The organism is Microcoleus sp. w1-18aA5 (assembly GCF_036701705.1).
Lineage (GTDB): Bacteria > Cyanobacteriota > Cyanobacteriia > Cyanobacteriales > Microcoleaceae > Microcoleus.
Window position 1 is genome coordinate 24,993 of record NZ_JAUPTE010000035.1, and the last position, 22,760, is coordinate 47,752.

Annotated in this window: 13 protein-coding genes and 1 tRNA gene; 10 read left to right on the forward strand and 4 right to left on the reverse strand. The window is 46.6% G+C overall.

Annotation, left to right across the window (positions count from 1 at the left end):
• The first annotated feature begins 66 nt into the window (after positions 1 to 66).
• The 10 genes from Q5691_RS14670 to urtE all read left to right on the forward strand — a co-directional run bounded on the left by Q5691_RS14670 (position 67) and on the right by urtE (position 11,915).
• The gene (locus tag Q5691_RS14670; RefSeq protein ID WP_333345378.1) at positions 67 to 2,625 is read left to right on the forward strand and encodes an ATP-binding protein; all 2,559 of its coding nucleotides are present in this window, start codon (positions 67 to 69) and stop codon (positions 2,623 to 2,625) included.
• 255 nt (positions 2,626 to 2,880) lie between these two features.
• Complete coding sequence (locus Q5691_RS14675) at positions 2,881 to 3,780, forward strand: methyltransferase domain-containing protein (RefSeq protein ID WP_333345380.1); 900 nt, start codon at positions 2,881 to 2,883, stop codon at positions 3,778 to 3,780.
• A gap of 95 nt (positions 3,781 to 3,875) precedes the next feature.
• Positions 3,876 to 4,604 (forward strand): HAD family phosphatase, encoded by a 729-nt coding sequence (locus tag Q5691_RS14680; RefSeq protein ID WP_333211314.1) that lies wholly within the window; start codon positions 3,876 to 3,878, stop codon positions 4,602 to 4,604.
• 120 nt (positions 4,605 to 4,724) lie between these two features.
• Positions 4,725 to 4,797 (forward strand) — tRNA-Ala (locus Q5691_RS14685).
• Positions 4,798 to 5,334: 537 nt separating this feature from the next.
• Complete coding sequence (gene urtA / locus Q5691_RS14690) at positions 5,335 to 6,654, forward strand: urea ABC transporter substrate-binding protein (RefSeq protein WP_333345382.1); 1,320 nt, start codon at positions 5,335 to 5,337, stop codon at positions 6,652 to 6,654.
• A 319-nt stretch (positions 6,655 to 6,973) separates the two neighbouring features.
• Positions 6,974 to 8,128, forward strand: a complete 1,155-nt coding sequence (locus tag Q5691_RS14695; RefSeq protein ID WP_333211309.1) for an ABC transporter permease subunit — start codon at positions 6,974 to 6,976, stop codon at positions 8,126 to 8,128.
• Between the two features lie 27 nt (positions 8,129 to 8,155).
• Positions 8,156 to 9,298, forward strand: coding sequence for an urea ABC transporter permease subunit UrtC (urtC, locus tag Q5691_RS14700; RefSeq protein ID WP_333211307.1), 1,143 nt, complete (start codon positions 8,156 to 8,158; stop codon positions 9,296 to 9,298).
• A gap of 188 nt (positions 9,299 to 9,486) precedes the next feature.
• Positions 9,487 to 10,215: a TIGR00266 family protein gene (locus Q5691_RS14705; protein ID WP_333080163.1), complete on the forward strand. Its 729-nt coding sequence runs from the start codon at positions 9,487 to 9,489 to the stop codon at positions 10,213 to 10,215.
• Between the two features lie 128 nt (positions 10,216 to 10,343).
• A complete protein-coding gene (urtD, locus tag Q5691_RS14710; protein ID WP_333345384.1) occupies positions 10,344 to 11,090 on the forward strand; it encodes an urea ABC transporter ATP-binding protein UrtD in 747 nt (248 codons plus the stop codon).
• A gap of 126 nt (positions 11,091 to 11,216) precedes the next feature.
• On the forward strand, positions 11,217 to 11,915 hold the full coding sequence (gene urtE, locus Q5691_RS14715) for an urea ABC transporter ATP-binding subunit UrtE (protein WP_333211303.1): 699 nt from the start codon (positions 11,217 to 11,219) through the stop codon (positions 11,913 to 11,915).
• A 253-nt stretch (positions 11,916 to 12,168) separates the two neighbouring features.
• On the opposite strand, the gene Q5691_RS14720 is transcribed toward urtE, so the two are convergent.
• From Q5691_RS14720 to Q5691_RS14735, 4 genes are all read right to left on the reverse strand, one after another.
• Positions 12,169 to 12,891, reverse strand: coding sequence for a pentapeptide repeat-containing protein (locus tag Q5691_RS14720; protein WP_333345386.1), 723 nt, complete (start codon positions 12,889 to 12,891; stop codon positions 12,169 to 12,171).
• Between the two features lie 66 nt (positions 12,892 to 12,957).
• Positions 12,958 to 13,434, reverse strand: a complete 477-nt coding sequence (locus tag Q5691_RS14725) for a chemotaxis protein CheW (RefSeq protein WP_333310091.1) — start codon at positions 13,432 to 13,434, stop codon at positions 12,958 to 12,960.
• Between the two features lie 319 nt (positions 13,435 to 13,753).
• The gene (locus Q5691_RS14730) at positions 13,754 to 16,627 is read right to left on the reverse strand and encodes a hybrid sensor histidine kinase/response regulator (protein ID WP_333345388.1); all 2,874 of its coding nucleotides are present in this window, start codon (positions 16,625 to 16,627) and stop codon (positions 13,754 to 13,756) included.
• A gap of 262 nt (positions 16,628 to 16,889) precedes the next feature.
• Positions 16,890 to 22,682: a PAS domain S-box protein gene (locus tag Q5691_RS14735; RefSeq protein WP_333345389.1), complete on the reverse strand. Its 5,793-nt coding sequence runs from the start codon at positions 22,680 to 22,682 to the stop codon at positions 16,890 to 16,892.
• Positions 22,683 to 22,760: the final 78 nt, after the last annotated feature.

Here is a 22,760-nt window from a genome sequence, read left to right on the forward strand (position 1 = left end):
ATTGTTTGCAATCCGGAATGTAAGTCATATTATTTTAAATTTTAGATTTTAGATTTTAGATTGCGAATGACTGATGACTACGAGGGTTTGAATCTTGGCTACAGTTGCATTCTTTTCTTAAATTGTCTCACTACTTGCCTGATATTAAATCTGCCGAATGACGAAGACCGTTTGATGAAGTTGACTCTGAGGGAACATTTGATGATGCAAAACCCAGCAAATCAAGCCGGATCTGTGTCTGCGCCGCCGCCACAAACAAAAAAGCTGCGCCGCTTTTGGCAAAACATCAGCAATTCGACTCAATCGCGGTGGCAGCAAGCGCACAGTCTTTGGCAACACAGACGGCAGCGCCGCCATTTGCTGACCCTGCTAATTCTGGCCACCACCGCTTTAACCATTAGCACAACTGCTTGCATCAGCTATTTTTTTGTACGCGGACTAATCCTTGACAATTTAAAGCAAATAGCACTATTAAAACTAGAAAAAGGCACCGATGAAATCGACCGCTGGCTAAGCAGCCGCAAAGCAGAAATAGAAACCATTGCTTACGATCCTACGGTTGGCACTCTCAATTGGCAATTAGTCGAACCCCGGTTGCAAGGAGAAATATACAGATTAAAAGAGTATTTCATCCTGTCATTAACTCAATCGGACGGCTCATTTATCAACACTTTAGGCAACCGCGCGAACAGTAAAGACCGCCAACACTTTCAAAAAGCAATGGCCGGACAGCTCAACGTTTCCGACCCGCTGATAGGCCGCAGTACAAAAGTTTCTACGATTATTATTTCAGCTCCTATTTGGGCTTTACCCCCCGCTCCCAATCAAGTAATTGGAGTCCTATCGGGCAGCATTAAATTAGACCGAGTAACATCTGTCGCTAACAGCTTGCTGTACGGTTCCGATAGTTATGCTTTTGCGCTCAATTCACAAGGAGTGCCAATTGTTCATCCCAACAATAACTTAATCGGAAATATCGACCGGGAGGCCCCAAGCTTTTTACAGTCAAAAGACCCCGCACTCTCCACAATTGCGCGGCAGATGATTGACCGCCAGACGAACATCGAACTGGTAAAAATAGATAACAAATGGGTGTATGTGGCCTATGCTCCCCTCAAGGAAGTTAACTGGTCTATGGCTTTAGTAATTCCCCGCGAAAATATTGAATCCAAACTCCAAGCATTAAATTTGCTGACATCCGTAGTCGCCGGACTGCTCATCCCGGCAATGCTAGCAGCAATTTGGCTAATTTACTCCTCCGAAAATAATCGCGCTCAAGCGGAGCGAGAAGCCATGCTCAACCGGATTGCCGGACGCATTCGCGCTTCCCTGGAACTAGACAAAATTGTGCAAAGTACAGTCGAAGAAATAGTAAGTTTGCTGCACCTAGAACGGGCGGCTTTTGGATGGTACAAACCGCAAGAAAAAACGTTACAAGTTCTGTGGGAATGTTGTCCATCTGATTCTCCGACACAAGCCATAAAGTTTGAGTCTTACTTTCTCGAAAATGTGTTAGTACGGAGTGGTCAAGGCGAACCAATTATTCTTTCGAGCGACACTTGGGCGAAGGGTGTAACTCAACCGCCGGAACTTAAAGCTAATAGCTATTTAGCCGTACCTGTTCAGACTCAGAACCAGCCGCAGGGTTATTTAATTTGTAGCCACGCTACTCATTGGCTTTGGAGCGGGGAGGAAATCCAACTATTAAAAGCTGTGGCAGACCAATTGGCGATCGCAATTACTCAAGCTCACCTTTACAGTCAAACCCAAGACCAAGTAAAACTGCTTAATAGTGCCTTAAATGAACTGAAAAAAACTCAAACTCATTTAGTGCAGAACGAAAAAATGTCATCCCTAGGTCAAATGGTGGCTGGAATAGCACACGAAATCAATAACCCCGTTAACTTCATTTCGGCTAATTTGCCTCACACTAGCAAATATACTAAAGATTTATTAGAATTGGTGAGTTTATACAAAGAAGCCTTCCCAGAGGTTCCCCAGGAAATCGCAGATTTTACCGAAGAAATCGAGTTAGAATTTATCGAGGAGGATTTGCCGCATATATTGGATTCTATGAAAATAGGAACCGAACGCATTCGCAGCATAGTTCTTTCTTTGCGAAACTTTTCTCGCCTTGATGAATCTGACAAAAAGCAGGCGGACATTCACGAAGGTATAGAAAATACCTTACTGCTGCTCTCCAACCGCATAAAAAATAGAATTTATATAGTTAAGAAATACGGAAAAGTGCCTTCAGTCGAATGCTATCCGTCTCAGCTCAATCAGGTGTTTATGAACTTGCTGAGCAATGCGATCGATGCTTTGAACGAGATCGCTCGCCTGGATAAAATTATTACTATTTCCACGGGGGTAGTTCGCGAACATGGGGCTAAATTTCTGAAAGTGGCGATCGCCGACAACGGCCCCGGCATTCCCGACAGCGTTAAAGATCAAATTTTTAACCCATTTTTTACGACTAAAGAGGTGGGCAAAGGCACTGGTTTGGGATTAGCAATTAGCTACAAAATTGTAGTGGATGGACACGGCGGCAGCATCACAATTTCTCAACCTCCGGGCGGTGGTACGCAATTTTTGGTCAAAATTCCTATTAGTAACGGGAACTAAGACGATTTAAGATTTAAGATTTAAGATTTGAGATTTGAGATTGGGAAAGGACTGATGAAATAAGAGTTTAGAGCTTGTCTATAGTTGCATTGATTTGGGAAACTTCTCTAAGAAGAAAGTGGGAAAGGAAGCCCAGGGATTTTGTAACGGAGGTAACGGATACAGGGAAAAGAGAAGAGAGGATCAACAATTTTAATTAATGCTAAATTTACGGCCTTTGGCTAAAATTAGAAGAGTTTTTGTTAAAGGTGTTTTATGGCTGTTGGCAAGGATACAATTTTCGAGCGCTTTTTGTCGCCCCTGATTCGACTGGCGATCGACGAAGAAGCACTGAAACGACTCTACGAAGGTATTGACTGGGAAACAGCGGGCGATCGCTACCGACAACCCGATTTAGTTTATCCCGAATATTACAGCAGCCAAAACTTTCACGGCATTAAACGCGGCTACCTCAACCCCAGTGCCGCCGTTTCCTACGATCCAATCACGCAATATGTTTTGCCTCCCCACGAAACAGTCGTCAGACAAGGCTTAATTGACGCTGTGCGGGTGAAACCGCGCCGAATTATCGATTTGGGATGCGGCACCGGTTCGACAACGCTCATGCTCAAGCAAGCCTTTCCCGAAGCGGAAGTTGTCGGCTTGGACTTGTCGCCTTATATGCTGGTAGTTGCCGACATGAAAGCGCAAAAAGCCGGCTTAAATATCCAGTGGTTGCACGGAAATGCCGAAAGCGTTGCTTTTGGCGATGCCAGCTTCGATTTAGTCGCAGCTTCCTTGCTGTTTCACGAGACGCCACCTGCTGTATCGCGGGCAATTTTGCGAGAAAGCTTCCGACTGCTGAAGGTTGGGGGACAAGTGGCAATTTTGGACGGAAATCAAAAAACTTTGCAGCAGACAGAGTGGCTGACTGATATCTTTGAAGAGCCTTATATTAAGTCTTACGCGGCTGGCAGCCTTGATGCTTGGGCGGGGGCGGCTCGATTCGCGGCGGTGCAAACTCACGAACACTGGTGGGTGAATCAGGTGACGCAGGGCGTGAAACCTTTGCCTGGGGAAGATTTGGAAGAGGCAAAGGTGGCGAGGGGGTGGAATTGGGGCGATCGAACTCCTGATTTTGATGGCGATTTACCGGGCATTCCAGCTCCCGCTTGATGTATTAACTGTTGACTGTTGACTGTTGACTGTTGACTGCTGACTAATGACTAATGACTACTAACTAATGACTACTGACTACTGACTACTGACTAATGACTCTAAAAGCTGTTTTATTTGATTTTAATGGCGTGATTGTTAATGACGAGCCAATTCACGAGAAAATCATCGATCAATTGATGCTCGATGAAAATCTCCAGCTCAAACGTGGGGAGTTTCGAGAAATTTGTTTGGGAAGGAGCGATCGCGCTTGCATTACCGAACTACTCAAGCGCCGGGGACGATATCTAACAGAAACATATCTCGATCGACTGATGCAGCGCAAGGCAGAAGCTTACAAAGCTCAAATAGATACTTTGGAGAAACTGCCGATTTATCCCGGTTTGGCAGAATTTATTGATAAAATTCGGGTTGCCGGACTGAAAATGGCCGTTGTTAGCGGGGCAATGCGATCGGATATAGAATTGGTGTTAGATCGGGCCGGTTTGGCGGCAAACTTTGAGTTGATTGTCGCAGGGGATGACTTGACGGCGAGCAAACCAGCACCGGATTGCTATTTATTGGCTGTGGAACTTCTCAACCAGAAATATCCCGACTTTAACCTGCAACCGATCGAGTGTTTGGCGATAGAAGATACTTTTGCGGGGATTGAAGCGGCGAAAAAAGCGGGGATTCAGGTTGCGGGTGTGACTCACACTTACCCGTTTCACATGATCCAGCGCCAAGCTAATTGGACGGTGGACTATTTTGCTGATTTAGAGTTGGATAGAGTGGCGACACTTTGCTCGATCGCCCCCAATGAGCCGGCAGCAGAAAACACTTGACCTTTTTAGCAGTTACGTGCTAGTGTAAGTGACGGTCTGCGAACGTGAGAGCCAGCAAGACCTGTAAGCCTTTTAGATTCGGCAATCCGGCATCTAAAATGCTAAATTAAAACTCAATCAGGGGAATTAGCTCAGTTGGTAGAGCGCTGCGATCGCACCGCAGAGGCCAGCGGTTCGAGTCCGCTATTCTCCATAAATCAGGGGCATTTCTACAGGTGACGATCGCACTTCGCTTTGAGTTCAAAGCGAAGTGAGATCGTCACCTGCTTTGACACTTGCCTATTTTATGCGATCGACCCGGTTGCTGCCTAAGTTTTAGCATCAATAACCTGTGGAGAGCGAGAAACCCGCTTTCTATTTGGTGAAATGACCCCGTTGCTGCCTAACTCCTACCATCAATAAGATAATTTCTGTAAAGAAACCCGGTTTCTAATTTCACACTGATTGCTGAAAAGACGTATTTTGGTGTCTAAACGCGGTTTCAGAAAAGAATGCAACGGTAGGTAAACTCCAAAGGCTTATGTCATTAGTCAATCTTAAATCTAAAATGGTATCAGCCCAGTTTTTGCAGCAGTAGCCATCAATCCCCAGAAAAGTTTCTCTTTGTCAACAAATAATAACTTTTGTATCTAAAAATACAACAGTCTTCAGCAGCCAGTCTTAATATCAAGTCGCTATGTGTTATTATTCTCAATCATCTGACTCATCTATTCAAGAGTAACCAGAAAAAATGACAAAGCGATTCGATCGACGGAAATTTCTTTTATACGGTTCTGCTACCCTAACATCCAGTTTATTTCTAAAAGCTTGTAGAACTCCCACTCCAACAGGAACTCCCGCCGCTTCTCCCACATCAACAGGAACTACACCAGCAGCAGCCGGGGGCGGAAACACGATCAAAGTAGGAATTTTGCATTCCTTGAGCGGCACGATGTCAATCAGCGAAAAAAGCGTAGTCGATGCCGAACAATTAGCGATCGAAGAAATTAATAAAGCTGGTGGCGTCCTCGGAAAACAAATCGAAGCAGTAATAGAAGATGGCAACTCAGACTGGCCGACTTTTGCCGAAAAAGCCAAAAAATTGATCGACCAAGATAAAGTTGTCACCGTCTTCGGGTGCTGGACTTCCGCTAGTCGCAAAGCAGTATTGCCAGTATTTGAAGAAAAAAATCATATGCTCTGGTATCCCGTACAATACGAGGGTCAAGAGTGTTCCAAGAATATCTTTTATACTGGGGCGGCGCCGAACCAGCAAATCGAACCAGCAGTTGACTGGCTGCTAGAAAATAAAGGCAAAAAATTCTTCTTAGTCGGGTCGGACTACGTTTTCCCCCGCACGGCAAATACCATTATCAAGGCACAGCTAGCAGCCAAAGGCGGCGAATTAGTTGGAGAAGATTACATTCCTTTGGGCGGGACAGAAGTCACGCCAATTATTACTAAAATTAAGGCAGCTTTGCCAGACGGCGGCGTCATTTTCAATTCTCTCAACGGCGACAGCAACGTAGCATTCTTCAAACAGTTGCAGGGTGCAGGTTTGGGCCCGGACAAATATCCGTCAATGTCTGTCAGTATTGCGGAAGAAGAAGTAAAGGCGATCGGCGTAGAATATCTTAAAGGCCATTACGCCGCCTGGAATTACTTCATGACTGTAGAATCTCCGGCAAATACAAAATTTGTGGAAGCTTTCAAGGCAAAATACGGCAAAGATAGAGTGACCAATGACCCGATGGAAGCAGCTTATATCATGGTTTACCTGTGGAAGCAAGCTGTCGAGAAAGCAGGGACAGCCGACGATTTAGAAAAAGTGCGGGCAGCAGCTTTGGGTCAAACCTTTGACGCGCCAGGGGGCACAGTAACGATGGATGTTAACCATCACCTTTCTAAATTTGTGCGCTTGGGCGAAGTGAGAGAAGACGGTTTGTTTAACATCGCTTTTGCTACACCAGAAGCAGTGAAGCCGGTGCCTTGGAATCAATTTGTCGCTGAAACAAAAGGCTTTGCTTGCGATTGGTCAGACCCCGCAAAAGGTGGAAAATTCAAAGCTTGATAAGTAGGTAATACCAATTTTGTTAACGTTGGTAACGTATCCTCGATTCTCCTAGGGTATGTCTTTAAACCCGGAGATCCCCCCGGCCCCCCTTAATAAGGGGGGAGTAAGAGCATTCTTTCGTCAATCCCTACTCCCTTAATAAGGGCGAACTGGACTCTTCAAAGTCCCCCTTATTAAGGGGGATTTAGGGGGATCGAGACTCGGCTACAAGCGAAATATACAGAGGGTTTTAGTTCTAAGTTGACACCAATTGGATAAAATCCGCCCCTAATTATCCGCGGACAAAGTTGACGGACTTGATGCAGGAGTAACAAAAGTGGCGATATTAGATGGTTTATTTAACGGCATTAGCATCGGCGCTGTTTTACTAATTGCAGCCCTGGGATTAGCGATTATTTTCGGGCTGATGGGCGTGATTAATATGGCTCATGGCGAGTTGATGATGCTGGGGGCTTATACAACTTTCGTAGTGCAAAATGTCTTCAAAGGAATCGGAGGATTTGCTTTTGAAACCTATATTTTATTTGCAATTCCCCTAGCTTTTTTAGTAGCTGCATTAGTAGGATTAATTCTAGAACGCGGAGTGATTCGCTATCTTTACGGGCGACCGCTAGAAACTCTGCTGGCAACTTGGGGCGTAAGTTTAATTTTGCAGCAGTTTGTCCGCAGCGTTAGTTGGGTGATGGTAATTGGGATTGCGGTGTTTTGTTTGCTGTTTTTTGGCGGTTTGCGGGTGCTGAAATCTCGCATGGATTTCGATCGCATTCGCAGCCAAATTATTGCCCTAATTTTGCCTTTATCTTTGGGTATTTCCTGGGCGGTGAGCGCTTTTTTAGGGCAAACTTATAAACTGGCAGTAACTAAACCTTGGTTTGGCGCTCAAAATGTGGACGTAACTGCACCGCAATGGTTGCGGGGTGGCATACCGCTGGGCAATTTTCAGTTGCCCTACGCCAGAATTTTTATTATTGTGCTGACAGGAATTTGTTTGGCGGGAATTTACCTATTTTTGCAAAAGTCTGTGTGGGGATTGCGGATTAGATCCGTGACACAAAATCGCAGCATGAGTGCGTGTTTGGGAATTCCTACCGAACAAGTAGACGCGCTGACTTTTGCTTTGGGTTCGGGGTTGGCTGGTGTCGCTGGGTGTGCGATTAGTTTGATTGGTTCGGTAGGGTCAAATACCGGACAAAATTATATAGTCGATACCTTTATGGTGGTTGTTGTGGGCGGTGTAGGCAAGATTGTGGGGAGTGTCGTTGCTGCGATGGCGATCGGCACTGCGAATTACCTGATCGGTTCGGGAACCTTAGCATTAATGTTCGCTCCTATCAAGCCTTTAGCCGACTTCTTCACATTTTTCGCCACAACCAGCATGGCAAAAGTAATGGTATTCGCCTTAATTATGGCTTTTCTGCAAGTGAAGCCGGGAGGGATTTTCCCGCAAAAAGGGCGGACGGTAGAAAATTAAAAATTACAACTCCGAGTGTAGCGAAAAATGCAGAAAACACATCAAAAACCCTGGCTAAAAGAAGCGGCAATTGTCAGCGCGATCGCCCTCACATTCATCTTACTCCTCCCAGGAATACTCCCAGACGTTCGGCTCAATCAATTAGGGCGATTTTTAGCACTAGCAATTGCCGCCCTCGGCATAGACTTAATTTGGGGATACACGGGTTTACTTAGTTTAGGGCATGGGGTGTTTTTTGCGATCGGCGGTTACGCTTTCGCCATGCACCTAAAACTGCAAATTCCCTCAACCGCCAGCAGTCAATTGCCAGAATTTATGAACCTCTACGGCGTTACCGAACTCCCCTGGTTTTGGCAACCATTTTATTCATTTCCTTTTTCAGCATTAGCAGTAGTTCTCATCCCCGCTATCTTGGGCGCACTTTTAGGTTATTTAGTATTCCGCAATCGAATTCGAGGCGTTTACTTTTCAATTCTTACCCAAGCAGCAACCATTGTATTTTTCAACTTCTTTAACGGTCAGCAAAAACTGATTAACGGCACCAACGGACTCACAGACTTTAAAACCTTGTTCGGGGCCACAGTAAATGACCGAGATACTCAATATATTTTCTACATTCTCACCATACTCTTTCTAGCAGCAACTTACGCCCTGTGTCGATGGCTAACCAGCGGGCGTTTCGGTCGCCTGTTAGTAGCAATTCGCGACGACGAAGTGCGCCTGCGTTTCTCAGGTTACAATCCCACAGGCTACAAAGTTTTAGTCTTTGCAATTTCCGCCGGTTTAGCCGGGATTGCAGGCGCATTATTTACCGTACAAACCGGAATCATTTCGCCAAAAGCAATGGATATTGCCTTTTCAATTGAAATGGTAATCTGGGTTGCAGTGGGAGGTCGCGCCACATTATCTGGAGCAATATTGGGAACACTGCTAGTCAACTTTGGCAAAAGTTTCTTAAGCGAACAATTTCCCGAAGTGTGGCTATTTTTCCAAGGCGCGCTATTTTTAATAGTAGTAACAGTCCTGCCCGACGGCATAGTCGGATGGCTGCAAGATCAGAGTTTCGACCAAATCCGCAGCTTGTTCAGAAAACCGAAGTACGTATCTACTTACCCCAGCCTGGAACAAGACCCCCAAGTGCAGCTCGAAAAAGAAGAACTTGAACATTGAGTGCCAAAATATCGTGTAATTTATAAGTAGGCTGACATAAATAAATTTCACCTACAACAGACAAACAAAGCAATCGCAATAGACTTGACAAACGCTGCGTTTATATCTGTCTGAGGAAACGTAATATATATGTACCTACTTAGATATTCGTAGCAAGTAGCTTCGTTCTTTAACTTGAGGGGCAACATATGGCAGATATTATTGACTACAAAATCTACGGCGACGATTTGCAACTCATCGAGATTGAACTCGACCCCAAAGAAGGCGTCAGGGCTGAAGCTGGAACCATGACATACATGGAAGGCGACATCCAAATGCAAACATCCACAGGCGGCGGCTTATTTCAAGGTTTCAAACGAATGCTGACAGGAGCGGGTTTTTTCATTACCACCTTTGTCAACGCCGGAAATCGCAAGGCCCGCGTCGCTTTTGCCGCCCCCTATCCGGGTAAAGTAATTCCCCTAGATTTAGGCCAACTTGGCGGTAAATTTTTGTGTCAAAAAGACTCATTTCTCTGTGCGGCCAACGGCATTGAAATTGAGGTAGCATTCACCAAGCGGCTGGGTGCCGGTTTCTTTGGCGGAGAAGGTTTTATTCTGCAAAAATTGCAGGGTGACGGGCTAGCTTTTGTTCATGCGGGAGGAACAATAGTTGAGAAAAATTTGGGAGTTGGCGAAGTGTTGCGAGTAGACACCGGGTGTTTAGTAGCTTTTGCAGCGAGTGTAGATTACGATATTCAGTTTGTTGGCGGGTTTAAAAATGCTTTATTTGGAGGTGAAGGCTTGTTTTTGGCAAAGATGACTGGGCCTGGTAAAGTATATGTGCAAAGTTTGCCACTCTCGAAGTTAGCTGAACGCATTTTAGCAGCCGCTCCACCTCCAATGTCGAGCAGTTCTAGCAGTTTTAGTTTAGAGTAAACTGCCAGCAAAAAGTAGTAAGTATGGTGTCAGCAAAGGGAAAAAATCTCCTTAATAAGGGAGGATATTTGCCTTCGTAACCTACAAGAGGTATGGGTTGTTGTTTATTAGTGAGTGAATTGTTAATTATGAATGAAAAAGTATTAGAAATAGAAAACTTGACTGTGAGTTTTGATGGTTTTAAAGCTATCAACGGTTTAAATTTCAGCATGGATGCGGGCGAACTGCGAGTTATTATTGGCCCCAATGGTGCGGGGAAAACAACTTTTCTGGATTCCATTACCGGGAAGGTGCAGCCGACAGAAGGCAGGGTGTTATTTAAGGGACAGAATTTACGCAAGTTGTCGGAAGATAGGATTTCGCGCTTGGGAATTGGTCGCAAGTTTCAGACGCCGCGAGTTTACTTGAATTTAACGCCACGCGAAAATTTGGAATTGTCTTGCAGCCGCCATAAAAATGTTTTTTCTACTTTGTTCAAGCCTGCTTCGGCTGCTGAAAAACGCACGGTTGCGGGTTTGTTAGAAACAATTGGTTTAGTTGCTAAGGCTGATATTTCGGCTGGTTTGCTTTCTCACGGGGAAAAGCAATGGTTGGAAATTGGAATGTTGGTGGCTCAATCTCCTGATTTATTGTTGGTAGATGAACCTGTGGCTGGTTTGACGGATGAGGAAACGATGTTAACTGGAGAGTTGCTGATTTCGTTGGCCCAAAGTCATTCGGTGTTGGTAATTGAACACGATATGGAGTTTGTGCGGCAAATTGCGCGGCAGGTTACGGTGTTGCATCAGGGTGCGGTTTTGTGTGAGGGGACTATGGATGAGGTGCAAAATGACGATCGGGTAATTGAGGTATATTTGGGAAAACCTGAAGAATAGTCAGTTGTCAGTTGGCAGTTGACAGTTGGCAGTTGTCATTAGAAGTCTAAAATCTAAAATCTAAAATCTAAAATTGCTCAATGCCCAATGCCCGATGTCCAATGCCCTATTACCAATCTAAAGAATATGCTGCAAGTTTCTAATTTGAATGTTTACTACGGCGAAAGTCACATTTTGCGCGATGTCGATTTAAGCGTCATGGCGGGGCAAATGGTCTGCTTAATCGGCCGCAATGGTGTGGGCAAAACTACTATGCTAAAAACGATTATGGGGTTGCTGCAACCGCGCAGTGGCACTATTGCTTTTGGCGGAGAATCTATTGCTTCTAAGTTGACTTACCAGCGGGCTAGATTAGGCATTGGTTATGTGCCTCAAGGGCGTGAAATTATTCCACGTTTGACGGTGAAGGAAAATCTATTGTTAGGTTTGGAAGCGAAACCAACCAAAATCAAAAATCCTGAAGTTCCTGATGAAATTTTTGATTTATTTCCGGTTTTGAAAACTATGCTCGATCGCCTGGGAGGTGATTTGAGCGGGGGACAGCAGCAGCAGTTAGCTATTGCTAGGGCTTTGATGGGTGAGCCGCAGTTGCTGGTTTTGGATGAGCCTACGGAAGGGATTCAACCATCGATTATTTTAGATATTGAAGCTGCTGTGCGCCGTGTGGTTGCGACTAGGGGAATTTCTGTTTTGTTGGTGGAGCAACATTTGCATTTTGTGCGACAAGCTGACTGGTATTATGCTATGCAAAAAGGCGGAATTGTGGCTTCTGGAAGCACTAGCGAGTTAAGTGATGAGGTGATTCAGAGGTTTTTGGCTGTTTGATTCAGAAGGAAGTTCGGCAACTGATTCTGTAACGGATGTAACGGATGGAAGGGAGAAGGAAGAAGGAAGAGGGAAGAGGGAAACGAGGCAGAGCCTCTAGATATTTATTCCCAGGCAGAGCCTGGGAACAAGGAATCAAAAAACTTGTATTCAGTCCGCGCACCATCCGGGCTTTGTTTGAGAAGAAGCGATTTCAAGCGCTCAAAAAACGAGGTATATTCCTTCTTCCTTCTTCCTTCTTCCTTCTGCTATATTATTGATTTTTCCTGCCGTCGGGCATTGTGGTGCCGGCCATACTTGCTCGATCGATACTAGCGCCATCTATATTAGCATTGCGGAGGTTGGCATCGGAAAGATTGGCATCTCTCAAGTCGGAAAATCGCAAGTCTGCACCGTCTAGATTTGTCTTGGTCAAGTTGGCTTTTCTGAGGTTAGCGTTGCTAATTCTCGCTCCTACTAATTCGGCTCCGCTTAAGTTTGTGCGAGCTAAATTGGTGTTGACAAAATCTGATATCTCGAAGCGACTACCGCTGAGGTTGGCATCTGATAAATCTGCTCCTGTAAGGATGGGATTTTTTAAGTTAATGTTAACTAATTTTACGGCTCGGAGGTCGCAGCGCGAGCAGCTTTGAGTTAGCAGCAGCATTTCGACATTGGCGTTGATTTGGTCGATTTGTTGCTGGGAGAAATTTTCGGCAAATTCTGGGGAGACATAGCCGAGGTTTTTGGGGTCGGCTGGTTTTGGTTGGGGTGTTTGTATTGGGGGTGTTTGGATTTGTTGGGGTGTTTGGATTTGTTGGGGTGTTTGTGGTTGGGGTGTTGGGATTGATTGGGGTGTTGGGATTGGTTGGGGTGTTGGGATTGGTTGGGGTGTTTCTATTTGCCCGATCGCACTTAGTTGCAGCCCCACCTTCGGCAAATCGAGAGTTGCTGCAAAAATTACTAGGGCGATCGACATGATTGTGAGTTTTTTCATAAATCTATAACTTTTTGTTTGCAAAAATACCATTTATATGGTATGATACCTCGAAAAGTGAACCCCCTACATTTCGCTAAATAGATCAAAATTCAGATAAAAAACTTCGGAACCATCAGGTGCGCGAATTAACTTTTCTATTACCGGAGGCAGTTGCTGTTGACGGTACAATTCGGGAATCTCGCAGAAGCTTTCTTCGGTAATTTCCAAAATTTTTGGCATATCAGGAAGGGGAATCCCCAACCGATCGCTTTTATTTAAGGTACAAATAATCAGGTATTTGCACTCAGCCATGCTCGGACTGCTGGGAAATATTTTGGATAAATTAATTATGGTAATCAGTTCTTCTTGATGCCGCAGTAAACTATTACCGTTAGGTAAAGTGCCGTAGGCATTAAAGTTTTTAACAATGCGCTCCACTCGTTCAATAGGAACAGCATAGTAAATATTTCCAAGTTCAAAGGAAACAAATTTTTTAGGGGCAATTCTAACAGTGGCTTGTTTCTTGCTCCGAAAGCGGCGATTGTAGTTGGCGTGAGTCATTCGATTTTAGATTTTAGATTTTAGATTTTAGATTGAGGATTATTTGATTTTAGATTGAAGATTATTGATTTTAGATCAACTCCCTTGGGATCTGAATTAGTCATCTCTCTCTTCCCTTTCTCTGTATCCTCTGCGTCCTCTGCGGTTAAATCATTCCGATACAACCGGAATAGATATTAGATTTTAAATTGAAGATTATTGGATTTTAGTAGGTGATTCGGCTGCGTAGCTTCGCACTATAATTCGCGGGTGGAATTATTTTTTGCCTAAGTTTTGTTTGAGATTAGGGATTATTTGATGGGAAATTTGAGATTGTGGATTAAATTATTGAGTGGTGGATTAATTTGGGGATAGCTTGTAAAAGTTGGGCTTCGCTGTAAGGTTTGGTGAAGTATTGATTTGCGCCTAATTCCATTGCCATTTGCCGATGTTTTGCCCCGCTACGGGATGTCAGCATGGCTACAGGAATCTTAGCAAACCGCTCAGTCGATCTGATCGATCGCAACAATTCAAATCCATCCATCCGGGGCATTTCAATATCCACGATCGCCAAACTGCAATCAAGACCATTTTGCAACTTTTCCAGGGCATCCACACCGTCTTTAGCCTGTACCACCCGGTAGCGAGCACGAGTCAGCGTCATAGACAGCAACTGGCGAATTGTATAGGAATCATCCACTACCAAAATCTGCGGTGACTGACTCGAACTCGCCGGCGTCTCCTGCACTTTACCGGAGACAGCGGCGATCGAACTATTTACCACAGGTTGACCCACCAAATCATCCACATCCAGAATATTCACCACGCGCCCGTCCCCCAAAATCGTAGTCCCCAAAACGCCGCGAGGCTTGGATAGAGGCGGTGGCAAAGGTTTAACCACAATTTCCTGCTGACCGATCAGCCGTTCCACGGCCACCGCCAGCATTCCTTCGGTAGAAGCCAAAACCAAGACAGGAATTTCGTCTAGGCTTAAAGGGTCAGGAGAGGGGGCATCCGGCGCGACGACGCTGTATTCGAGCAAATCTTGCATCCTCACCAAACGAATAAATTCCTCCCGCCACCACAGCATCGGCTGATTGCCGGCAATGTGAACTTCCGAGGCTTTAATGTGCAGAATTTCTTCGACTGCATCCAGTGGCACTGCTATTTTATTGTGATCGGTCTTGACCATCAAAGCATCAGTAATCGACAGCAGCAGTGGCAGTTTGATAATAAAACTCGTACCTTTTCCCAGGCGAGAGTCTACCTTCACAGTCCCCCGCACAGTCCGCAAATTTGTTCGCACCACGTCGAGCCCGACTCCCCGCCCCGAAAGGTCGCTGACCCCTTCCGTAGTGCTGAAACCCGGCCAAAACAGAAAATCGTAGAGTTCGGCAATGGAAAATTCTTGAGCTTGTTCCTCCGTAGCCAAACCCTTTGTTACAACTTTACGGCGAATCATTTCCGGGTCAATGCCTTTGCCGTCATCGGCGACAGTAATAATAGTTTGGCCGCCTTGGTGGCGGGCTTCTATTTCAATTTGACCGCTGGCCGGCTTGCCGCTTGCTTTCCGAACTTCGGGCATTTCGATACCGTGGTCGAAAGCGTTTCTCACTAAGTGTATTAAGGGGTCGCGCAAAGCGTCGAGCAAACTTTCGTCAATTTTGGTATCTCTTCCCACTAGCAGCAGGTTGACATCTTTATCGTATGTGAGGCACATCTCCCGCAGAGCTCTGGGCAAGTGATCGACGGCGCGACTGAAACTCACGACTCGCAACTGCATGACGCGACTGCGTAGTTGTTCGGTAATGCGGCGCAGTTGGTCGGTACTGCGCTCGAATTTCATGGCTAAGGTGTCTAATTTGGTGGCGGAGTGAGAAATTGCTTGGGCAGTTTCGATGACTTCGGCGGCTGTCGAGTGGAACTCTGTATAACGATCCATCTCTAAGATATCGAAGTGAGCATGAACCGGAGAGGATTTGCCGTTAGCAATCATGGGCAATTCTGGTTCTGCTGCTGCAAGTTTTACCAATCCAGAGTTCCCGTTTCCCCCTCTCCACTCTGCAAAGCTCAGTCTGTCGTATTCTTCTCGCAACTGACCGCCGAATTGGTTCAAATCTACGATATTGCGGCGGATGCGCTTGACTTCGCCGCGCAGTTCGGATTCTTGAAGTTCTAAATTTGTACGGTTGATGACTAATTCCCCGACTAGATTCACCAATTCAGTTAAGCGTTCTAAGTCTACCCGGATTGTCGGCCTTTGCGGGTTGGCGACTGGGAGAGTCGGGGAGGGGGGGACAGTTGGGGAGGGGGAGGGGGAGATTTCCGGGGGAGTCGGGGAGTCGGAGAGTCGGGGGGAGTCGGGGGGAGTCGGGGAGGGGGAGATTTCCGGGGGAGTCGGGGAGTCGGGGGGAGTCGGGGAGGGGGAGATTTCGGGGATGTCGATCGCCCTTCCTTCCAATATTTGTTGGCGTGCGGTTTGCAAGTTTTGGGCGATCGTCCAACCGTCGGATTGCAACCGTTGTAGAGTCAAGTCTGGAGAATCGATCAAATCTCTGAGGGCTGTGGCGACTTTCCCAAAATCCGGCAATTGCAGCATTCCAGCCAAACCGGAGAGTTGGTAGTAAACCTGGTTGAGGGCGGTGACGCTTTTTGCCAAATCTGCCTCGGAAGCTTGGGAAAGCTCGGTCTCTAGGCGATTGAAGAGTGTCGGCACTTGCTGTTCAAAAATCAGTTTCAGGGTTTCCGGGGCTGTCGATTGGCTGACTGCGGGGACTGGCGACTGTTCTGACTTGCCGTACTTGGCCTGGAACTGGGCGAAAATTTGGGCGATCGCCTCCAAGTTTTCGGTTTGATCCGGAGTTGTGACATCGGAGTGTTGAACTGATTCGATCGTAATCTTTTTGAGAGCATCCACCCCCTGCAGCAAAACACTCACAGTAGTCGGTTCCAGAGCCGACAAGTCTGTGCGATCGCGCAAAATGACAAAACAGTCCTCCAGCGTGTGAGCCGCCGCCGATACGTTTTGAAAGCCCAACATCGAACCCGCACCTTTAATCGAGTGAGCCGCCCGAAACATTTCTTTAACTGCCGCTTGTCGCTCTTTCAAACCCGCAGCTTCCATCGCCAGCAGATTCGTCTCCATTGACTGGAGAAACTCTTCGCATTCTGCGGTAAAAGCATCTATTAATTCGTTTAAATCGTCATCATTCATATTAGTTTGTTGTCTGTTGTCTGTTGACAGTTAACTGTTGTCTGTTGACAGTTAACTGTTGTTTGTTGTCTGTTGGCAGTTTATATATAATATGTGCCGTTATTTAACTGTAATTGTTGTCAGGGTTGGTTCACGATTATCTATAAATTCGCATTCAGGATATTTGTCAACCCGCCCCGACAACGATAGTTATTAGTGATTCGTATAACTGTCAAATGTCAAATGTCAACTGTCAACTGTCAACTGTTACCAGTCAACTGAACTAACTACGGAAATTCGCCACCGACTTTTGCAATTGGCCCAGAGAACCAGACAGCTCGTCCAAAGATGCTTTGACATCCGCACCTTTTTGTGCAGTCGTATTAGCAATCTCGTTGACTTGCTGCATACTGTTAGCAATTCCCTCAGCCGAAACAGTTTGCTTGGCAGATGCGATAGTAATATTCTGCACCAAAGCATTCATTTCTCGACTAACTTCGATGATGGCATTGAGGTGAGTTTTAGCTTCGCTTGCCAGCTTAGTGCCTTCCACTACCTCCAGCGTCCCCGATTCCATTGCCTTCATCACGCGGCTGATTTCTTCTTGAATTGTACCGACAATTTCGGAGATTTCCTCAGTAGCGCCGGCGGATCTTTCTGCTAATTTCCGCACTTCTTCGGCAACAACTGCAAAGCCTAAACCTTGTTCGCCGGCTCGCGCCGCCTCAATAGTAGCATTCAGAGCTAATAAATTAGTTTGCGAAGCAAGTTGAGAAATCGAAGTCACAATTTTGCCAATTTGCTGCGAAGATTCGCCCAAACGCTTCATCATTTTCGAGGTAGAGGCGATCGTCAACCGAAGCCCGTTAATACCTTCAACAGCTCGATCGACCGCCATACCGCCGACTTCAGCCGTTTGAGAAGACTGCTGGGCGACTGTTTCGGCGCGCACCGAAACATCTCGCACGTCGCGGATCGAATTCACAATCCGCTCGATTTCGCGCATGATGGCAGATATTTTTGCTGCTTGAATTTCCGCCTGTTGGGTGAGTTGACTGGTATTGTTAATTGACTCGTCGGTGGCCGATGTTACCTGTTCGGCTAAAGTTTGAATTCCCGTTACCACTTTTCGCAGAGAACCGATTAAGAAGTTGAAAGAGTCGGCGACAGCACCTAAAACGTCGTTAGTCACTTCCGCCCTGACTGTCAAGTCGCCTTGAGCCGCGCCTTTAATTTCTCCCAACAATTTAAGGACTTGTTGCGTCAGAGAATCAGCTTCAGCTTTACGTTCTGCTGCCAATTTTCCTAGTCGTTCTTCTGCTTCTTTGCGCTCGGTGATGTCAAAGCGAATGGCGATATATTTGACTATTTTGCCACTGGTATCAAAAATGGGGGAGATCGTCGAATCTACCCAGTAAAACGAGCCATCTTTGCGTCGGTTTTTGATTTCCCCTTGCCACACCAAACCACGAGAAAGTGTCGCCCACATTTCTTCAAAAAATGATTGGGGATGGTAGCCGGAATTGACGAGGCGGTGGTTGCGGTGCAGGAGTTCTCCCATACTGTAACCGGAGATTTCAATGAATCTGTCGTTGACGTAAGTAATCATGCCTTGAACATCAGTTTCGCTGACGATCGCCGATTCGTCTAGGGCATTTTGCCGAGTTTTGAGTTCTTGCAGCAAGCGTTCCTGTGCCTCTGCCAACTGCTGCATTTGCTGCTGGGATGCTCTTTGTTCGGTGACGTTGCGGCAAACGACTACGCCGCCTTTAAGCGCCCCCGTTTCGTCTTTGAGCGGCCGACCGTTAATTTTCACCCACAGGCCCTCTGGCTTGCCTGCGTGGCGGGTGAAAAGGTCTACGTCGTCAACGGCTTCTCCTCGAACCGTGCGCGCTAAAGGTATGTCGGCTGGGGGAAAGGGAGTTACCGTATCGGGCAAGAATAAACCGTATCTTGCCGACCATTCGTTGAGAATAGCATCTGTCGCACCCATGCCAAACATATCTTCGGCGGCGGGGTTGAACAAAACAAAATTGCCTTTTTCGTCGGCAGCAATTATGCCGTCGCCAATGCTGTCTATTAGCAGTTGCAAGAGATTGCTTTGCTGGCGAAATTGGTCTTCGGAACTGGCTAATTGGGCAGTTGTTTTTTCCAGTTGCACCATCGCCTGTTTGCTTTCGGTAACGTCGCGAGCGACTGCATACATGAGCTGTTGTTCGGTTTCCGGTCGCACTTTCCACGACAGCCACCTGTAGGAACCGTCTTTGCAGCGGTAGCGATTTTCATAAGACTTTAATTCGGCGCCGCTGGCTACTTTTTCCGCTTGTTCTCGGGTTGATTCGCGATCGTCTGGATGGACTAAATCGATATAATAGTTGTCTTCAAGTTCATGCGCCTTATAGCCGAGCGTGTTTTCCCAAGAGGGATTGATGCGCTTGAATTTGCCTTCAAAACTTATAATACAAATCAAGTCTAGGGAAAGGGTAAAAAATCGATCGCGCTCTTCTTCTGCTTTTTTGCGATCGGTAATTTCGATCGCCACAGCCCCGATACCGATGGGTTTGCCGTCAGGGCCGGGCAAAGGAAAGTATGACGCCAGCCAATCTCGCAGGACGCCCGGTTCGTTGAAGAATGATCCCGATACCTCAACGTTTAACAACGGTTGGTTGGTGGCGAGAATCTGCTGCAACATCGGCACTTGGGTATCGCTCATTTCGGGTATAACTTCCCTCACCGTCTTACCGAAGTGTTCGGCAACTGAGACGCCGGTGGTTGCCGCTAATTTCTCGTTGACTTGCACGAAGCGCAACTGCTCGTCAAAAATACACATTGAGGTGGGGGCGGCTGTGAAAAATGCGTCAAAGCGGGTTTGACGCAAAACTAATTCTCGTTCTAGGGCTTTGCGATCAGTGATGTCGCGGCCTTCTGGAATTAGCATCAAGACTTTGCCACTGTCGTCTGTGATGGGTTTGATGGAGAAGTCAACGGTCGCTACTGCACCGTTGGCAACTAGCACATCCACTTCGTAACGGACTACCTCGCCGGCGGCGGCAGAGACGATCGCTTCTCGTATCTGTTGCTTGGTTTGTGGGGAAATCTGCCACCACAGGGTTTCGGAAAACGGAGTGCCTATTATTTCTTCGCTCTGCAAGCCTGCTGCGGCCAAGGCTGTTTGGTTGGCTTCCAAAACGGTGCCGTCCGGTTTGAGCAGACCTATGAATTGGAAAGATTGGTCGAAAATGGCTCGGAAGAGTCTTTCGCGATCGCGCAGCATCTCTTCTGCACGTTTGCGATCGCTGATGTCGCGAGTAACTGTTGCCAACCCGATAGGCTCGCCGGTTTCTGGGTTTTTGACGGTAAATATGGTGAAGTCAACCGGAATGTTTTCGCCAGTTTGAAAGTTCCTCAAGCGGAATTCACCCTGCCAAAAACCGTCTCGCACAGTAGGCGGCAGGATTTCTTCTTGGAAAAACTTAACATCTTCTGCACAGAAGAACTCATAAACACTTTTATTTTTGACTTCTTCAATATTTGGCAATCCTACTAATTCCATTCCAGCGGGATTCAGGTATGTTGCCTCTCCATCCAGGGTTGCCGTGCCGATAAAATCCGAGCTGCTTTCTACGATGGAAATCAATCTTTGTTTTTCAATTTCGGCTTGCTTTCGACCCGTAATGTCGTTGTTAGTTTCTAAAATGGCTTTGGGTTTACCCTTTTCGTCCCGCTGCAAATTCCAGCGACTAAATACGGTAATTTTGGTATCATGATTTGTGGTGTGAATTACTTCTCCTTCCCAATAATCTTGATCTTCTAACTGTGCCGAAATTGCTGTTAGAGGCTGGGGAAAAATGGTGTGCAATAGAGTATGGGTGACTTTTCCCAAGGCTGCTTTTTTTGTCCAGCCGTACATCCGTTCGGCTCCCTGACTCCAATAATTAATCGTGCCGTCTATATCGCGAACGATCAAGGCGTCGCTGGCAAGGTCGAGCATTTGCAAGTTCTGCTGCAATACTTCTTCTGCGCGCTTACGTTCTGTAATGTTGCGGGCGATCGTTGAGAGAAATTCAACTTCTGAATTCTCGGATTTGTGGGCAATAATTACTTGAGAAACTGGTATTTCTTCGCCGTCTAAACTCTGCCAAACTGTCTCGCCACTCCACGCCCCGTCCCGGCAAGCTGCGGGGATGCCGACGTTCACAATAGTGTCGATACTTTTGGGGGATGTCAGGTCAGAAATGTTGATTCGGGTTAAATCTGCGTCAGAGCCAACTCCCAACATTTCTCTGGCGGCGCGGTTGAGATAAATGGTGCGCTGTTGGGTGTCGGCTATGCCTACCCAGTCTGTTGTGGTTTCTAAAATTGCTTTGAACCGCAAGAGTTCTTGTTCAGATTTCCGGCGCTGTGTGATGTCGCGCGCGAAGCCGAGCATTCCTAAAATGTTGCCTTCTGCATCTTTGAGGGGCAATTTCTGGGTGTCGAAGGTGTGTACTTTGCCGTCGGCTAAGGTGCCTAAGTCGTTGGAACCGGGCGCGAGGTGCTTGTCTGCCCGGAAGTTTTCGATTTGGTTTTGGGAATCGGTTTCGGCGTGGAAGTTGGCGAAGATTTGATCGACCGATATGCCGATTTCTGCGTCGTCTTTGCCGATAATTTCTGCTTGAGTTTTGCCGAAGGCGGCGGCGAAACCTGCATTGACTAGGGTATAGCGCGAGTTTCTATCTTTGACAAAGATGCAGTCTGGCGTAGCGTCAATGACTGTCCGCAGCAAGCTTTGGGAGCTTTGTGCTTCTGCGAGTGTGTGCCGCAGTTGTTCTTCCATTTGCACGCGCTTGGTGATATCTCTCATCGCGGAAACGAGAAATTTCCTGCCGTCGGTATCTACAAAAATAGATTTTTTGGCGGAGAGAAAGCGGGTGTTTCCTGCTGGATCTTGGATGGTTTTTTGGACTTCAGTGCTGGTATTTGTCAAGAAAACTAATTCGTCTTTTTCTCGATATTTCTCTGCTTCCTCTTTGGGCAAAAACTGGTCGTAGCATTTCCCAATTAGTTCTTCTCTGCTGTGACCTATATATTGACAAAAGGCATCATTTAATGTTATCCAGCGGTGCTGTTGGTCTTTGACGTAAAGCGGGTCGGGGATGCTGTTGAGGATGTTGTTTAAGAATTGTTCTGAGGCTTTTAATTGCTCTTGAGCTGCGGTGCGATCGAGAATTTCCTGTTCCAATTGTGCGTTAGTTTGCAGTATCTGCTCGGTTCTTTCATTCACTCGCTGCTCTAGTTCTGCGCTTAGCTGCTGCAAGGCGGCTTCGGCTTGTTTACGCTTGGTAATCTCCCGGCCTTCTGCGAGTATTTGAAATACTTCTCCTGTTGCATTTAACAGCGGCTTAAACGACAAGTCAATTACTGTTACCTGGTTGTTAGCTCCGGTGATTTCGTATTCTTCCCGGACAAAATTCCCGACCGAAACTTGTTGAATGTTCGTTTTTAGGCGCTGCTGGTTAGTTGGGGATGATGCCCAGCCTGGTGTCAGCCAAAATTTCATGCCCAGCACTTCTGATGCTGGGAAATCGCCCAATTTTAGCGCTGTCTGATTGGCTTCGAGCAGAGTACCGTCTGCATCCAATAATGCGATCGCTTGAAAAGCTTGGTCGAAGATTGCGTGAAATCGCTGGGTAGTTTCGCTCAGCGCTTGTTCTGTTTCTTTTTTAGCGTTAAGGATACGGGTGGAACCTACTAAGAAGCCGTAGCGGTTGGACAAACTCAAAAAAGCGATCGCCGCAATGACAGTGATCCAATCAAACACAGTTTGCACCACCGGAGAGTGCGGCAGTCCTAGGTATTCGGCGGCGTGGCCGCTGTGGCCGAAAGCGCAAGTCCAAAATATGCCTGCTGTGACTGTGGCGAAGATGTCGAACCCGAATTGACGGTTTCGCCACAAACTTAAGCTAATTAGCCAAGCGATGGCAAAGTAACATCCAGAAATAATGACATTAGCCGCCCCAGATACCAGCGATGGGGACAAGTCAGGCAATGTCAGGGTGAAAGTTGTTGCGAGCCAAGTATAGAGAAGTTTGATCATAAGATTAAGGATTGGCAAATCGGATGCGGGCGATCGTTAGTTAAATTTATAGATGCAAAGCCGTTGCAGACTTATGTG

What these genes read in the sequence shown, in the direction of transcription:
- urtD (WP_333345384.1), top strand. Translation starts at nt 10,344, where the DNA reads ATGAATGAAAAAGTATTAGAAATAGAAAACTTGACTGTGAGTTTTGAT.
- Q5691_RS14735 (WP_333345389.1), bottom strand. Translation starts at nt 22,682, where the DNA reads ATGATCAAACTTCTCTATACTTGGCTCGCAACAACTTTCACCCTGACA.
- Q5691_RS14705 (WP_333080163.1), top strand. Translation starts at nt 9,487, where the DNA reads ATGGCAGATATTATTGACTACAAAATCTACGGCGACGATTTGCAACTC.
- Q5691_RS14675 (WP_333345380.1), top strand. Translation starts at nt 2,881, where the DNA reads ATGGCTGTTGGCAAGGATACAATTTTCGAGCGCTTTTTGTCGCCCCTG.
- Q5691_RS14725 (WP_333310091.1), bottom strand. Translation starts at nt 13,434, where the DNA reads ATGACTCACGCCAACTACAATCGCCGCTTTCGGAGCAAGAAACAAGCC.
- urtE (WP_333211303.1), top strand. Translation starts at nt 11,217, where the DNA reads ATGCTGCAAGTTTCTAATTTGAATGTTTACTACGGCGAAAGTCACATT.
- urtA (WP_333345382.1), top strand. Translation starts at nt 5,335, where the DNA reads ATGACAAAGCGATTCGATCGACGGAAATTTCTTTTATACGGTTCTGCT.
- Q5691_RS14680 (WP_333211314.1), top strand. Translation starts at nt 3,876, where the DNA reads ATGACTCTAAAAGCTGTTTTATTTGATTTTAATGGCGTGATTGTTAAT.
- Q5691_RS14670 (WP_333345378.1), top strand. Translation starts at nt 67, where the DNA reads ATGACTGATGACTACGAGGGTTTGAATCTTGGCTACAGTTGCATTCTT.
- Q5691_RS14720 (WP_333345386.1), bottom strand. Translation starts at nt 12,891, where the DNA reads ATGAAAAAACTCACAATCATGTCGATCGCCCTAGTAATTTTTGCAGCA.
- Q5691_RS14730 (WP_333345388.1), bottom strand. Translation starts at nt 16,627, where the DNA reads ATGAATGATGACGATTTAAACGAATTAATAGATGCTTTTACCGCAGAA.
- urtC (WP_333211307.1), top strand. Translation starts at nt 8,156, where the DNA reads ATGCAGAAAACACATCAAAAACCCTGGCTAAAAGAAGCGGCAATTGTC.